Source organism: Chryseobacterium sp. NRRL B-14798, from assembly GCF_050470705.1.
Classification (GTDB): domain Bacteria; phylum Bacteroidota; class Bacteroidia; order Flavobacteriales; family Weeksellaceae; genus Chryseobacterium; species Chryseobacterium cupriresistens.
In genome coordinates, this window is record NZ_JBFLUL010000005.1 from 4,086,235 (window position 1) to 4,100,590 (window position 14,356).

At 38.4% G+C, this 14,356-nt stretch carries 10 protein-coding genes; all 10 read right to left on the minus strand.

All coding sequences use genetic code 11. The annotated features are described in order from the left end of the window. Positions 1–10 precede the first annotated feature (10 nt). Positions 11–2,845 (minus strand): DNA polymerase I, encoded by a 2,835-nt coding sequence (gene polA / locus AB1278_RS18675; RefSeq protein WP_395972664.1) that lies wholly within the window; start codon positions 2,843–2,845, stop codon positions 11–13. A gap of 158 nt (positions 2,846–3,003) precedes the next feature. After that, positions 3,004–3,417, minus strand: coding sequence for a type VI secretion system tube protein TssD (tssD, locus tag AB1278_RS18680; protein ID WP_062675327.1), 414 nt, complete (start codon positions 3,415–3,417; stop codon positions 3,004–3,006). 365 nt (positions 3,418–3,782) lie between these two features. Then, a complete protein-coding gene (tssD, locus tag AB1278_RS18685) occupies positions 3,783–4,196 on the minus strand; it encodes a type VI secretion system tube protein TssD (protein WP_053328223.1) in 414 nt (137 codons plus the stop codon). Positions 4,197–4,469: 273 nt separating this feature from the next. After that, the gene (locus AB1278_RS18690; protein WP_429816293.1) at positions 4,470–5,387 is read right to left on the minus strand and encodes an ankyrin repeat domain-containing protein; all 918 of its coding nucleotides are present in this window, start codon (positions 5,385–5,387) and stop codon (positions 4,470–4,472) included. A 1-nt stretch (position 5,388) separates the two neighbouring features. Next, entirely contained in the window at positions 5,389–6,639 is a 1,251-nt protein-coding gene (locus AB1278_RS18695; RefSeq protein WP_343643205.1) for a PAAR-like protein, read from the minus strand. A 17-nt stretch (positions 6,640–6,656) separates the two neighbouring features. Beyond that, positions 6,657–7,514 carry a hypothetical protein gene (locus AB1278_RS18700; RefSeq protein ID WP_343643206.1) on the minus strand — a complete coding sequence of 286 codons (858 nt, stop codon included), beginning with the start codon at positions 7,512–7,514 and terminating at the stop codon, positions 6,657–6,659. A gap of 32 nt (positions 7,515–7,546) precedes the next feature. Then, a complete protein-coding gene (locus AB1278_RS18705; RefSeq protein ID WP_429816297.1) occupies positions 7,547–9,733 on the minus strand; it encodes a type VI secretion system Vgr family protein in 2,187 nt (728 codons plus the stop codon). Between the two features lie 193 nt (positions 9,734–9,926). After that, positions 9,927–10,340, minus strand: coding sequence for a type VI secretion system tube protein TssD (gene tssD / locus AB1278_RS18710; RefSeq protein WP_053328223.1), 414 nt, complete (start codon positions 10,338–10,340; stop codon positions 9,927–9,929). A 343-nt stretch (positions 10,341–10,683) separates the two neighbouring features. Continuing rightward, entirely contained in the window at positions 10,684–11,547 is an 864-nt protein-coding gene (locus AB1278_RS18715) for a lytic transglycosylase domain-containing protein (protein ID WP_110011671.1), read from the minus strand. Between the two features lie 60 nt (positions 11,548–11,607). After that, the gene (locus tag AB1278_RS18720) at positions 11,608–14,106 is read right to left on the minus strand and encodes an ATP-dependent Clp protease ATP-binding subunit (RefSeq protein ID WP_202843210.1); all 2,499 of its coding nucleotides are present in this window, start codon (positions 14,104–14,106) and stop codon (positions 11,608–11,610) included. Positions 14,107–14,356 lie beyond the last annotated feature (250 nt).

The window sequence follows — 14,356 nt, forward strand, 5'->3', positions numbered from 1 at the left end:
ACAGTATTGATTAATGTGCTTCTAACCAGTTATCTCCTACTCCAATTTCTACCAATAGCGGAACCTGTGTTTTTAAGGCACTTTCCATTTCAGTTTTGATTAGTTTTGAGGCTGTATCAATCTCATCTACCGGAGATTCGAACACCAATTCGTCATGTACCTGAAGCAGCATCTTTGTTTTAAGCTGTTGCTCTTCAAGTTCTCTGTCTATTTTAATCATGGCAAGCTTTACAACATCTGCTGCACTTCCCTGAACTGGTGCGTTTACAGCATTTCTTTCCGCATGACCTCTTACCACAAAATTATTGGAATTAATATCTTTCAAATGACGTTTTCTTCCTAAAATAGTTTCAACATATCCTACCTGGCGTGCTTTGTTCACCTGCTCAGCCATGTACTCCTTCAGTTTCGGATAGGTTTCAAAGTAAGCTTCGATCATCTGTTTGGCTTCTGTACGGGATAATCCGGTTTGTTCTGCCAAAGCAAAAGCTCCTTGTCCATAGATAATTCCAAAGTTTACGGTTTTAGCCTGACTTCTCTGAGTTTTGGATACCTCAGCCAAAGGAATTTTAAAGAGTTTTGCGGCGGTAGAAGCGTGGATATCTTCTCCATCCTGAAAAGCTTTGATCATATTATCCTCTCCGGAAATCTCAGCAATCAAACGAAGTTCAATCTGTGAATAATCGGCAGAAATAATCTTCTTTCCTTCTCCGGAAACAAATGCTCCACGGATCTGCTGCCCTCTCACCGTTCGGATCGGAATATTCTGCAGGTTAGGGTTTACACTCGCCAAACGGCCTGTAGCAGCTGTAGTCTGTGAGAAGTTGGTATGTACTCTGTTATCTTTTTTCTCAATCTGTGAAGGCAATGCATCCACATAAGTTGATTTTAATTTCTGATAGGTTCTGTATTCCAGGATATGCTTGATAATTTCATGTTTTGAACTTAATTTTTGAAGCACATCTTCTGATGTTGCATATTGCCCTGTTTTTGTTTTCTTCGCTTTTGGATCGAGCTGTAATTTTTCAAACAGAATCTCTCCCAGCTGCTTCGGTGAATTCATATTGAATTCTTCTCCTGAAAGTTCAAAAATCTTTGTTTCAAGCTGTTTCAGATCATTCTCAAGGTCAACACTTTCCTGTGCCAACCATTTTTCATCCAAAGAAATCCCTGAAAGTTCCATTTTTGCAAGTACTTCCATCAGAGGCATTTCAATGTTAAAGAAAAGCTCTTCCAGGTTCTCCTTTTTCAGCTGTGGTGCGAATAGCTCATACAACTGGAAAGTTACATCTGCATCTTCTGCTGCATAATCTGTTTGTGTTCTCAGATCAGCATCTCTGAAATTCCCCTGTTTTTTCCCTTTTTTTCCGATAATGGTTTCAATGGATACCGGTTTATAGTTCAGATATACTTCTGAGAGATAATCCATCCCGTGTCTTCCGTCCGGGTTCAGGAGGTAGTGGGCAATCATGGTATCAAACATGGCGCCTTTCACGGTGATGTCGTATTGTTTTAAAACTTTGTAATCAAATTTAAGGTTGTGCGCTACTTTCAGCAGGTCTTCTTTTTCGAAAAACGGTCTGAAAATCTCCAGGGTCTGCAACACTTCTTCCTTGTTTTCAGAGAACGGAATATAGTAAGCAAGTCCTTTTTTATAAGAGAAGCTCATTCCTACCAGTTCTGCTTCAAGCTCGTTTAATGATGTCGTTTCCGTATCGAAACATACCACTTTCTGCTGCAGCAGATTGTCAACCAGTTTTTTCTGTGCTTTCGGGTTATTGATAAACTGATACAGATGATCATTATTCTCAATCGTAGACTTTGTAGAAGTTGCCTGATCCAGTTCCTCAAAATTGGCAAAAAGATCAAGCTGCATAACCTGTCCTTTTACTTCGGTTCCGGCCGGAGTCTGTTTTACTTCTACTTCACTTACAACCACTGTTTCTACAGCTGCAGGAGCGAAAGCCCTGTAAAGGTTTTCGTATAGTCTTCTGAATTCTATTTCGTCAAAGACCTCTTTTACTTTTTCAAAATCCGGAGTTTCCAGGTCGTATTGTTCCTGATGGAATTCTACAGGAGCATCACAGATGATAGTGGCTAATTTTTTAGACATAATACCACGTTCTGCGGAAGCTTCTACTTTTTCTTTCAGTTTTCCTTTCAGTTTATCCGTATTGGCTAATAAATTTTCAATGCTGCCGAATTCTTTCAGGAATTTCATAGCAGTTTTCTCTCCTACTCCTTCCAATCCAGGAATATTATCTACTGCATCTCCCATCATGGCAAGGAAATCAATCACCTGCTTAGGATCATCAATCTCATATTTTGCCTTTACTTCTTCTACTCCTAAAATTTCAATGTCACCGCCTTTTAAACCTGGCTTATAAATTTTAATTTTATCCGTAACCAGCTGTGCAAAATCTTTATCCGGTGTCACCATGAAGGTGGTGTATCCTTCTTTTTCGGCTTTGCATGCAATAGTCCCAATGACATCATCGGCTTCATATCCTTCTACCCCAAGAATCGGGATATGCATTGCTTCCAGAATTTTGTGGATATATGGAATCGCAATTTTGATTGCTTCGGGAGTTTCGCTTCTGTTGGCTTTATATTCTGAGAAATCATCAGTTCTTACACTGGCCTGTCCAACATCAAAAACTACTGCCAGGTGTGTTGGTTTTTCTCTTCTGATCAATTCGATGAGAGAATTGGTAAAACCGAAGATGGCAGAAGTATCCAGACCTTTGCTGGTGAGTCTCGGATTCCTGATTAATGCGTAATATCCTCTGAAAATCATCGCATAAGCATCGATGAGAAACAGCCTTTTATCTTGTGTTGCGTCCATATTTTGAATAATGAACAAATATAAGAAAATAGGAGTAAAAGTTGATAGTTTGAGGAAGGGTTTCGGGGTATCGGGATGCGAGGTTCGGGATGGGGTTAAAAAAACAAAACAGCATACCCGAAGGTACACTGTTCCTTTTTTTATTTAAGTTTATGGGATTATTTACCTGAAGAAGGCCATAGTCCTGCGTACTGAGAAGTACCGTAATCAATGGTTTCAGCACTTACTACGAAGCTGATCAGCATACTGTTGCTGTCTACTGCATCGAAATCTACTTCGTGCTGGATTACGTATCCGTTCTCCCATTTCAAAGTGATCAGTGTTCCTTCTTCGTGAGATTTGTTGAAAGTGATCTCTCCTACTGTCGGCTTGTATTTACCGTTTAGTAAGCTTTCAAGGATGTCTGACTTTTCAGTAGCTTCTACTGTCACCTTGATTAATGCATTGGAAGGATCTGATGCTACACGTCCTGAAACGTCTGTAGATCTTGATACACTGTAGTTCATTTTTAACAGTTTCTGCCCTTCACCGTTGTTGAATTTTAAGATTCCTCTTGAATTTCTTTCTGCCATGATTGTAAATTTTAATCGTTAGTAATAAATTGTAATTCAATAATTATATAACAAAGATAAAGCCCCTGGTTTTGAAAAAAAAGCAATTGAAAGGAAATCTGAAAAAGTGTCGTAATTGTACGATTTGATGTCGTAGTTCTACGATTTATTGTCGTAATTCTACGACATTAGATTTAAAAACAGAATATAAATACCTTATAACAAATATATTAAGGGCATAAACAGAAATTTATTATTACACCTTCAAGAGATATATTACTTTGATATGATTTTAAAAATTCTGATCCTGTTAAATAAAAAACAGAACAGCGTCTCTTGTCCGCTGTTCTGTACCAATTTTATTTTTACTAAGATGATGAATAGGCTTATTTACCTGCTGAAGGCCATAGTCCTGCGTACTGGGAAGTACCGTAGTCGATGGTTTCAGCACTTACCACGAAGCTGATCAGCATACTGTTGCTGTCAATAGCATCGAAATCTACTTCGTGCTGGATTACGTATCCGTTCTCCCATTTCAAAGTGATCAGTGTTCCTTCTTCGTGAGATTTGTTGAAAGTAATTTCTCCTACTGTCGGCTTGTATTTACCGTTCAGTAAGCTTTCAAGGATGTCTGATTTTTCAGTAGCTTCTACTGTCACCTTGATTAATGCATTAGAAGGATCTGATGCTACACGTCCTGAAACGTCTGTAGATCTTGATACGCTGTAGTTCATTTTTAACAGCTTCTGTCCTTCTCCGTTGTTGAATTTTAAGATTCCTCTTGAATTTCTTTCGGCCATGATTGTAAATTTTAATCGTTAATATTGTTATTCAGTGATTGTGTTAGCAAATATAGAAGCTCTTTACGGCTTAAAAAAAATTTTGAATATAAAACTGAAAAAGTGTCGTAATTCTACGATTTATTGTCGTAATTCTACGACAATGGATTTAAATACCAAACTAACACGCTAGTTATAAACACGTTACATAAAAAACAGAAAAACTTTGAAAATTAAAATATTTCATACGTCAAAGACAAAAAATCGTCCGGAATAATCGGATCATAAACACTGTCATTTTCCTTTAACCCTGTTTAAATCTTCATGATAAAGATTTTCTCCGTAATTTTTTTTGAAATTCACTGATAGCTTGTCTTTAGAACTTAAAGATTCATACTGTCTTATTCTAAGTTTTGCTTCTTCTATTGTGTCTTTGTTATACGGGAACGCTACATTATATTGATCAACCAGCTGTTTTTTAATTCCCAATAATTTTTGATAATAAGGAGAGTCTGGCAGATTACGGTCACTTTTCTGCTTTTCCTTATACTGAATATAATCTGCCATTGGGCAAAGGTCTGTTCCTTTTATTTTAGGCAATCCTCCTTTGGACAGAAAGTATTCTGCCATATCCAGATCATCCCTGGCTGCACTTTCCATAATGTTGCTTCCGTTATAAGAAACATTATTGATGTCAGCGCCATTCTGAAGTAAGTAATCAATCATTTTCTTTTCGGTACTTTCCTCACCTCCAAGGGTCATTGCATCAGATAACGGGGAATTCCCTACAGCTGGGTTAGGACTGGCTTTATATTTGAAAAGTAATTGCAGCATTTCGTAATTATTAAGTGCTACAGCATGATTCAGAGGAGACTCAAAACCTTCATGAGGTATTATAATATTGGGATCAGCTCCCAGCTCTAAAAGCTTTTCCATAGCTTTCAAATCTTCAATAATAGAAGCATACATCAGTAAGGTATACCCTGTGTTCTCCTGTAATTTATTGATATCAATATTTTTTTCCTTAATAATTTCTTCCATGCCTTTCAGATCTCCATCAAACATTTTCTGGGCAGCTGATAAACCGTCTCCTGTAAACATTCTTGAAGGAGGATATTGATTTCTATTTTCGTTTTTACGCGACCTAAGATTAAAATCTGAACAGGAAAAAAGTGTCATGATAGAAAGTATTATTAAAATAAATGGTTTCATATTATATATTATTAGCTACAACATCAGTATTTATAGTGGCCAGCATCGCCTGAAACGCATCGTTGTATGCGCTATGTCCGCTTCCAATGGTTTTTAGGCCAAGCCCTTCATTATCCTCAATGTACCCGAAGATTTCATTCTGTTCTCCCAGCGCTCTCGGAACACCTCCTGTAAGACCTCCGAAAATTGCAATTTTGTTGAGCCCCGGAATTCTGGATAAAGCCAATGTAGAGAGCAGACCTTCCCTGTTATTTTGCAGCCCGTTAAGAATATCATTACTTGTACTGTAATTGATAATTCCGGAAGTTGATTTTACGGCTCCTTTTTTATCGAGATAATCGAGTGTATTACCATGTACTCCTCTTGCATTGAATGTATATCCCGGAAGTCCTGTGTAATAGGAAGCCATGGCACTGTTTCCTCCTCCTAATGAGTGTCCGGTAAATTTCACTTTTCCTCCGGTCGCATTATCCATTTTTTCCGCAAGCATTCTCGTTTTTTCTATCTGAGGCGTTGCAAAACCAAGAGCCTGTCCTCCATCTTCGATGAACCAGTCATGATAAAACTGCATTCCTTTAGGTTCTGAACCTCTGAATGCCACAAAATAATCTCCTGTTTCTTTATTATAATACAAAGAGGAAAAGAAGCCGTTATCTTTATTGGTATTGAAATCTTTGCTGGTTAACACGCCCGGACCGAACAGCTTGTCCAGCTCAGCCTGATCATCTGTATTGATTCGTGTGTACCCATCAATACTGGTATTCTTCCCGTTATTATCCTCGTAAGAATCCTGGGCCATTCTACTGGCAATAGAGGCTTCCTGCAGCTGGGCAACAGGTAAATGAAAGGTGATTTTACCTCCTATGAAACAGTGTAGACTGGAATTTTGCAACAGAGGTTTTTTATTTTCAATTTTTACTTTTGGATGGGTATTTTGCCAGTCGCTTCCCTTGCATAGAAATGAACAGATATTGAGGCAGTCATCTATGAGGGCACTTCCTGCCCAGGCGGCTGCCGCTAAAACAAAAAGCCCACCGGAGAAAGCTGCCGCTACTGCTACCCCTGCTAATGCTCCTGCCATCATCATTTCAGGACAGATAAAATTGTCTTTAAAACGGTCCTTTTCCGTGGCCATCAGCTTAGCTCCTTTTTTCAATTTTACGGAAGACTGGGAACTGACTCCAATTCCTATAAGTCTTCGGCCTTTACTACAAGTAAGCGGAGTATCCTGTGCGATATATAATTGACTCATAGTGATCGTATTAATTGTTATTTTTCACTTAACCTTATATGGTACCTGCACACATAGATCATCTTTTCATTCAGTTCTTCTTTCACATGAAATATGACCTCTGATAGTACAGAATCTTCATTATAAATATACTCTCCCTCGATGGCATACTTATATTCCAGAGCATTTCCGAGCGTTCTCTGATATTTATCTTTATAAATACTTTCAAAGCGGGACTGATTTCCTTTACTTTTTCCATCCAGTTTCACAGTGAAGCCTCCTTCTTTGTTTTTTAAAATTTTATACGAGGAACTATAATCAAGTTCTTCTCCCGGAAAAAGGGTTGACAAAGCTGTTCTTACAGGAATTTCATCTGTAAAACTTCCCCCGCTGAATGCCGGTAAAGGATAAAACATGATCTGATACAAAAAGTTTTGTCTGATATTACGATCTATATTGTTAAATTCTTTATCATAGATCTGAATAAATACCTTATAACTTTCTTTTACCAGCTCAAAAAAATGCAGATCCTTCTTTATCTCTTCCCACCTGCTTACAATTTCACCTTTATTGGTTACTTCGTGGATACTTTTATCCGTATTTAAAGATAATTCAACAACCTCAGTCGCTTTATTTATTTTTTCAAGAATTTCATAAAATGGCTGCATCTGCCCGTCTGCCTGAATATATCGCTGGGTAGAAGACTGTATGGTAATATGATTATATTCTCCCGGTATTACTACCCAGTCTTCTTCTATTTCCGTCTGGTTGGCTTTTCCTGTCCCTAAAGTAAGATAGGATTTTATATTGATATTATATTCTCTTTTTTTGTACCAGGCATATTTGAATCCTGCCAGCTGGTCATTTTTTTCAACTTTATTCGGTTCCAAAGTCATGTTTTAATACGTTTTAGAATATATTCGCGGCATCAGTTGATATCAACATTACTTCCGGTAATAAATATATCTCCTGTAGCATTCATTGAAGTGACTGCTTTACTGTGAATACTCAGGTTATCCTGTGTTACCAGTAATGCATTTTTTAATGAATTCAAATCCAGCATTCCTTCTTTTGCAGATATAGTAATCCCTTCTTTAGTGATTGTGATACTGTTTTCACCAACTCTTAATTCAATTTTTGTTTTTCCTTCCAGAGCAATATTTCCGGCTGCGTCCATTGTCAGGACTGAATTGGCTGCCCCGCCTTCTTTTCCTCCGACATTAATAGAATTTGTACTGCCGGCATTTACCGTATTATTATTTCCTACGTTAACCGTTTTATTGTTATTGGCATTCGTCTGGGCATTTCCAGCCCCGTCAAACTTCATGTTGGCCCCGCCCTGATCCGTCAGAAATACAGAGCCTTCACCATCATTTAATTCTAATTTATTTCCACTTCTGCTGCTCAGGCTTTTGATATTGTTACCGGCTCCGCCACCGCCACCTATTCCCCCATGGAACATTCCTCCCATCACAAACGGACGGTCCGGGTGCTGATGTACAAAATTGACAATAACCTGGTCTCCCACTTCCGGAACAGCCATAAATCCTCTGTTCTTATTTACTTTATCACTGCTTCCTGCATCCGGGGTCATTACGCGGACAAATTCAGTAGTATCAGGTCCGCTTTGCCAATCGAACTGCACACGTACTCTTCCCTGATTTAAAGGATCTGTATTTGAAATCACTTTTCCAAACTGGGCTTCTGCTTTGGGCATCTGAAATTCGGGACGAGGAATAAATCCTGTATCTGCTGCAATTGCTTCAAATTTGCCATCATAATAGCCTCTGGCATCCACTTCGTGAGAAACTTCAATAATCATCAGTTTTGTAAAATAAGAGGTTTCATTACTCTCTGTTTTACGCATTTCGATATCTGCGATACATCCCGGATATAAGAAAGGAACTGTTGTAGTTCCCGAAGTAACGAAAACTTCTGCAGCCTTGCTTCCTGCGGTTCCCTTCTGGGAAGCATTAATATCCATAAAGGAAGATGCTTTAATAGGCGCCACTCTCAAAGAAGGAGTGGTAAAAGTTTTTTCTGATATTTCGTAAGCACGTCTTGCAATATCTGATGTATGGTTAATTTTTGAACTGCCAGCCGTCAGCTTTTCATTTTTGCTGCTGTTGTAGCCATAAAAAGTAGGACTTACATGCTGGGCCTTCATTTTGATGGCAATATCACTTACACTGCTTCCATAAGTAAGCCTGACAGGTTTCTCCTGAGGCGGCAGCTTTCCAAAGTGCAGAACTTCTCCATCATAATAAAATTGCTCTCCATAAGCTTCTGCCATTCTTGCGAGATAATTATAATGGGTTTCTTCATACTGTGAGCTGTACGATATATTTCCATGCTGGGCATCTACTCTGAAATCAAATTTATGCTGTCCCAATCCTTCTTTAATTACCTGATCAGCAATACTGTTCAGACTTACAGGCTGGTTCCCTCCAAAGCTTTGAATATGAGGGGCAGCATCCAGAAGTACAGTTGGACTGTAGCCTTTGATCATAATATTTCCAAGGCTTCCTTTTTCCTGGCTGAAGCCTACTTCTGTAACCACTCCTACAAAATTACGTTCGGCTCCTTTCTCAATATCTTTATATTTGAAAACAACTGTGATTCTCTTTCCTAAAAACTTCTGAGCTTCTTCCAGATTGTGATTTTCCGGTTTACCTAAAGTATCATGAGCCAGTATCAGACTGAACTCATGGTGTCTGGTAGCACTCTGTACCAGCTTAAAATGCTTGAAATGATTAATGATCTCACCTTCTATGATTACATCAAGCTTGATAACCCGGTTGATTCCTGCTATATAGCTCTGAGAAATTGCTTCTGCATTATGTATTTTTGAAGTAGGCTGTTTGGCCCATACTTTTGTCTCAACAACGGAAGGGTCGTTAGAAACCAGCGTTTGATTCAGAAACTTTCCTGTTTCCTGTGCTGAATTTAAATGCTGTGCAGTTTCTGCTGTCTTTTTTATTTTATTCCCTGCCTCGTTTACCTTTTCATCTGCTTTCGTAACCGCATTTTCCTGCGCAGTTTTTTTGATCGTCTCTGTATTCTGGCTGGTAGATTGCTGAGAATTCTTTACTCTAATTTTATCATCTTGAAACATAGTGTTACGTGTTTTTAAGTTAATAAATGTTGAATTGATGCTGTAGGTATCATTACAGGCTTTGTAAATTCCAGATATTGGTTTCTGTAAGGATTATTTATCTGAAACTTATTGTAAAGCAGAAAACAGAACAGCAAACTTTTACAAGGGCTGTTCTGTACCAATTTTATTTTTACTAAGATGATGAATAGGCTTATTTACCTGCTGAAGGCCATAGTCCTGCGTACTGGGAAGTACCGTAATCAATGGTTTCAGCGCTTACTACGAAGCTGATCAGCATACTGTTGCTGTCGATAGCATCGAAGTCTACTTCGTGCTGGATTACGTATCCGTTCTCCCATTTCAAAGTGATCAGTGTTCCTTCTTCGTGAGATTTGTTGAAAGTAATTTCTCCTACGGTTGGCTTGTATTTACCGTTCAGTAAGCTTTCAAGGATGTCTGATTTTTCAGTAGCTTCTACTGTAACTTTGATCAAAGCGTTGGAAGGATCTGATGCTACACGTCCTGAAACGTCTGTAGATCTTGATACGCTGTAGTTCATTTTTAACAGCTTTTGTCCTTCTCCGTTGTTGAATTTTAAGATTCCTCTTGAATTTCTTTCGGCCATGATTGTAAATTTTAATCGTTAATATTTTGTGATTCGGTGATTGTGTTAGCAAATATAGAGGCTCTTTTCCGCTAAACAAAGCATTTGAATGGAAATCTGAAAATTTGTAGTAATTCTACGATTTCTTGTCGTAATTCTACGACATTGGATTTAAAAAACCTACCACAAACCCTATTAACAAAGGATTTAACTCATTAAAAAGAAGTATAAAAAATCAATAATTTTCCACATCATTGAGAAATATTAAGATTTTATTAGTAAAAAATCGGTCTGTTTTTAACAGATTGTACCATAAAAAAAGCAATCAGTTTGGCTGATTGCTTTTTTATATCGTTGATATATTTTACTGCTGAATTTTTCCTCCTTCTTTTAGGGAGCGAACCAATATTTTATTTTTCCTTAGCAGAAAGTCCGGCATCAGATCCATCGGAAGATAGAAGGGGCTTTCTCCTTTTTTCTGAAGCTCTTCCATAATTCCGGGATTCCAGGCAAGAATTTTATCCACTTCTACATTCAGTTCAGCGGCGACAATGTTCAGGTTGAAACCTGCATTAATCTCTGTTTCCGAAAGCGCTGCAGCAGTCTCTTTCCTGTCTCCCTGGAAGAAAATCTTGTTGATTCTTGCAGAGTTATAATTATTCAGTACACTCTGAAGTTCTCCTGTGGCATAGCATGCATTAAGATATTTCTTTACATGATTAATGGTTTCCCCCGGAAGGTATTTATAAAATTCATGGTATTGGGTAGAACCTGCAGCTTCCATCGCTTTGGCAATATTCCCTTCTCCGCAGTTGTAAGCAGCGACTACTGTCACCCAGTTATTGTACTTTTTATAAAGATTACTCAGTGAAATAGCAGCTGTTTTGGTACTTTTATAAATATCGGTACGTCCCTGCTCGGTAAGTCCGTATTGGTTGGCATGTGCTGTCATAAACTGCCAGATCCCTACTGCTCCGGCTCCTGAGGTAATATTTCTGTCAAAATGGGATTCAATCAGGGCCAGGTTTCTCAAATGTTTGGGAAGACCTTTCTGAAGGAGTAACTGTTCAATAAATTCTACAAGATCTTTATTGGCATTAATAATACCCTTATACTTCTTCACACTGCTTTCCGAGGTGTCGGAAGCAGCAAGAAACTGTCCGTTGATCATAATCACGGATCCTAATAATAGAAAACCTGTAAAGATATTTCTGACAATTGTTTTCATTTTAATTTTATTTATAAGCAAAAGGGTAAAAGCTGGCTGCAAATACCCTTTGCTTTATACTTAATCTACTTTCCAGCTTAGTTTTTCTTCGTCTTTATTCCAGTCTACATGAATAGTCTGGCCGGATTTTACTTCTTCTCTCACAATCATTTTAGAGATCGGTCTTGCAAGCTGTGCACGGATGACTCCAGAGATCTGTCTTGCTCCATATTTGCTGCTGAATCCTCCTAATGCAAGATTTTTAACCGCTTCATCAGTAATTTTTAAAGCAATTCCCAATCTTGTTAATGAAGTATGAAGTGACTTCAGCTGAATGTTAAAGATTCTTTCTGCAATGGATTCCGTGATCGGTGCAAAAGGAATGATTTCTGTAATTCTTGCCAGAAACTCAGGTCTGAATCGTCCGGAGTTTGACATAATCTGCATCAGTGAAGATGATTCCGGAATTTTTCCTTCTTCGAACTGTTTTACAATTTCTTCACTTCCGATATTAGAGGTAAACAGGATCAGTGCATTGCTGAAATCTCCTTCCTTACCTAATTTATCATGAACTTTTCCTTCATCCATAATCTGAAGGAATACATCAAAAACGGAATGGTGAGCTTTTTCAATCTCGTCAAATAACACAACGGTATAAGGCTGTTGTCTGATTTTGTTTACCAGCATACCACCCTCTTCGTATCCTACGTATCCCGGAGGCGCTCCGTATAGCAAAGCTGCGGAATGCTCTTCTTTAAATTCTGACATATCAAAGCGTACCATGGCTTTCTCGTCATTGAACAGTAATTCTGCCATTGATTTCGCCAGTTCTGTTTTACCGGTTCCGGTAGGTCCCAGAAGGAAGAAGGATCCGATAGGCTGTCCCGGTTTATTCAATCCGCTTCGGTTTTCAACAATAGCGTCGGAAAGGATTTTCAATGCATGGTCCTGTCCTACGACTCTGTTCAACAGAAGAGATTCCATATTCAGGAGTTTTTCTTTTTCCTGAGCCTGGATTTTTCCGATCGGAATATTGGTTTTGGCGGCCATTACAGCAGCAAGCTCCAGTCTGTCTACTTTTTCTCTTTTTTTGGCGGCATGCTGTAAAAGTTCTGCGTAAGTATCTTCAATAATCTTCTGGATCTGATCTACGGGCATAGAGTTGTCGATGGACGGCTGCTCACTCAGTGATCCCCAGAGAATCGGACTTATTTTGTCTCTCAGCAGGTTGTAAGTCCAGATCAGTTCATCCGCTTTATCTTTGCTGTCGGCATATTCTTCTGTTAAAATCGCATCATAACTTTCTTTCCAGCTTTCAAGTTCTTTTTCGGAAAGTTCATCAAGCATTTTGATGGCTGCCATTGTTCTGTCTAATAAGTCAATAGCGGCATCCGGTAATTTTTTACCTTTGGCATATCTTTTTGCCAGACGTACACATTCGGGAAGGGCAGTTTTTTCCACTTCAATACCATGGTGTTTTTTGTAGCCTTCCAATAGGACATCAATCATTTTGACACAGGTCTTCTCATCCGGTTCAAGAACGGTTAACACTTCAAAACGACGGTTGAAAGCCTGTTCCGGCTCTATAATTTTTCTGTATTCTTCCTGCGTTGTAGCTCCGATTACGGTAATTTCACCTCTCGCAAGTTCAGGCTTAAGGAGATTAGCAACATTTCCAATACTTCCTTTCGGGTCTAAAAGGGTGTGGATTTCATCAATAAAGAGAATGGCTTTTTCAATTTTCTTACATTCATTGATTACTTTTTTCAGGCGGTCTTCAATTTCACCTTTATAAGAAGTTCCCGCCAGTAATGCTCCGGTGTCCAGTTCTAAAAGGGTACCGTTTTTAAGCATTTCAGGAACATTTCCTTTAATAATTTCTGTAGCAAAACCTTCTACCAAAGCTGTTTTTCCTACTCCCGGCTCCCCGATGATGATCACATTCGGTTTGCTTCTTCGGCAAAGGATTTCCACCAGCATTCTGAGTTCTTTGTCCCTGCCGATGATATTTTCGATTTCTCCTTTTCTCGCCTGCGCCGTTCTGTCTACACAATAGCTTTTAATGGAAGGAAAGGAAGAGTCTGAATAATCTGCTGAACCATTTGAAAATAATGATGAAAAATCTCCTTCTTCTGAAACAGTAAACGGAGTATCTTTTCTGTACAGATTGAAGATCTCATGTTCTCTCAACGGAAGTGATTTTAACTGTTGAAGAGAAAATACAACCTGTGGTTTTACAATGGCTGTCAGAATACAGATAGGAGTAATCTCATCCAGTCCAAGCTTTAAACGGATATCATCAGCTTCTTCAATAAGGGTATCTACCGCTTCATCCTGTCCTACTTCATCGGGAAGATGGCTGGTTTTCGGATATTCTTCGATACGAACATCTGCCCATTCATAGAAATAACCCGGATCTTTATCTATACTTTTCAGGAATTCATTAAGGCCGATATCTTTATGCATTAAAGCCTGCAGGATATGCGGGCCTCCATAAGTTCCATTATAGTTTTCCTTCGCTATCGACTGAGCAATATGAAATAGTTGCTTTACTGTTTCGTTGGTTACTAGTACTCCCATTTATAATTTTCTTATATTAATATATTTGCGTTCTGTTTATTATGCAGATTTGATGATTTTGATCTTTATTTTTCATTCATTTTACCAAGACATAAAAAATCGTTCTTTTTGTGATGCTAAAATTAATTATTTTATTCTAAACGATATAAAGATAGTTAATTCTTCAATTAGAGAAGTAACAACGGTGTTTTTTGTTTTAAGACTGATTTTGAAGGTCCATTTTTATGGCAAATTACCCCCCTACTTGAAT

Coding starts and splice junctions, on each gene's coding strand:
- polA (WP_395972664.1), bottom strand. CDS start 2,845: ATGGACGCAACACAAGATAAAAGGCTGTTTCTCATCGATGCTTATGCG.
- tssD (WP_062675327.1), bottom strand. CDS start 3,417: ATGGCAGAAAGAAATTCAAGAGGAATCTTAAAATTCAACAACGGTGAA.
- tssD (WP_053328223.1), bottom strand. CDS start 4,196: ATGGCCGAAAGAAATTCAAGAGGAATCTTAAAATTCAACAACGGAGAA.
- AB1278_RS18690 (WP_429816293.1), bottom strand. CDS start 5,387: ATGAAACCATTTATTTTAATAATACTTTCTATCATGACACTTTTTTCC.
- AB1278_RS18695 (WP_343643205.1), bottom strand. CDS start 6,639: ATGAGTCAATTATATATCGCACAGGATACTCCGCTTACTTGTAGTAAA.
- AB1278_RS18700 (WP_343643206.1), bottom strand. CDS start 7,514: ATGACTTTGGAACCGAATAAAGTTGAAAAAAATGACCAGCTGGCAGGA.
- AB1278_RS18705 (WP_429816297.1), bottom strand. CDS start 9,733: ATGTTTCAAGATGATAAAATTAGAGTAAAGAATTCTCAGCAATCTACC.
- tssD (WP_053328223.1), bottom strand. CDS start 10,340: ATGGCCGAAAGAAATTCAAGAGGAATCTTAAAATTCAACAACGGAGAA.
- AB1278_RS18715 (WP_110011671.1), bottom strand. CDS start 11,547: ATGAAAACAATTGTCAGAAATATCTTTACAGGTTTTCTATTATTAGGA.
- AB1278_RS18720 (WP_202843210.1), bottom strand. CDS start 14,106: ATGGGAGTACTAGTAACCAACGAAACAGTAAAGCAACTATTTCATATT.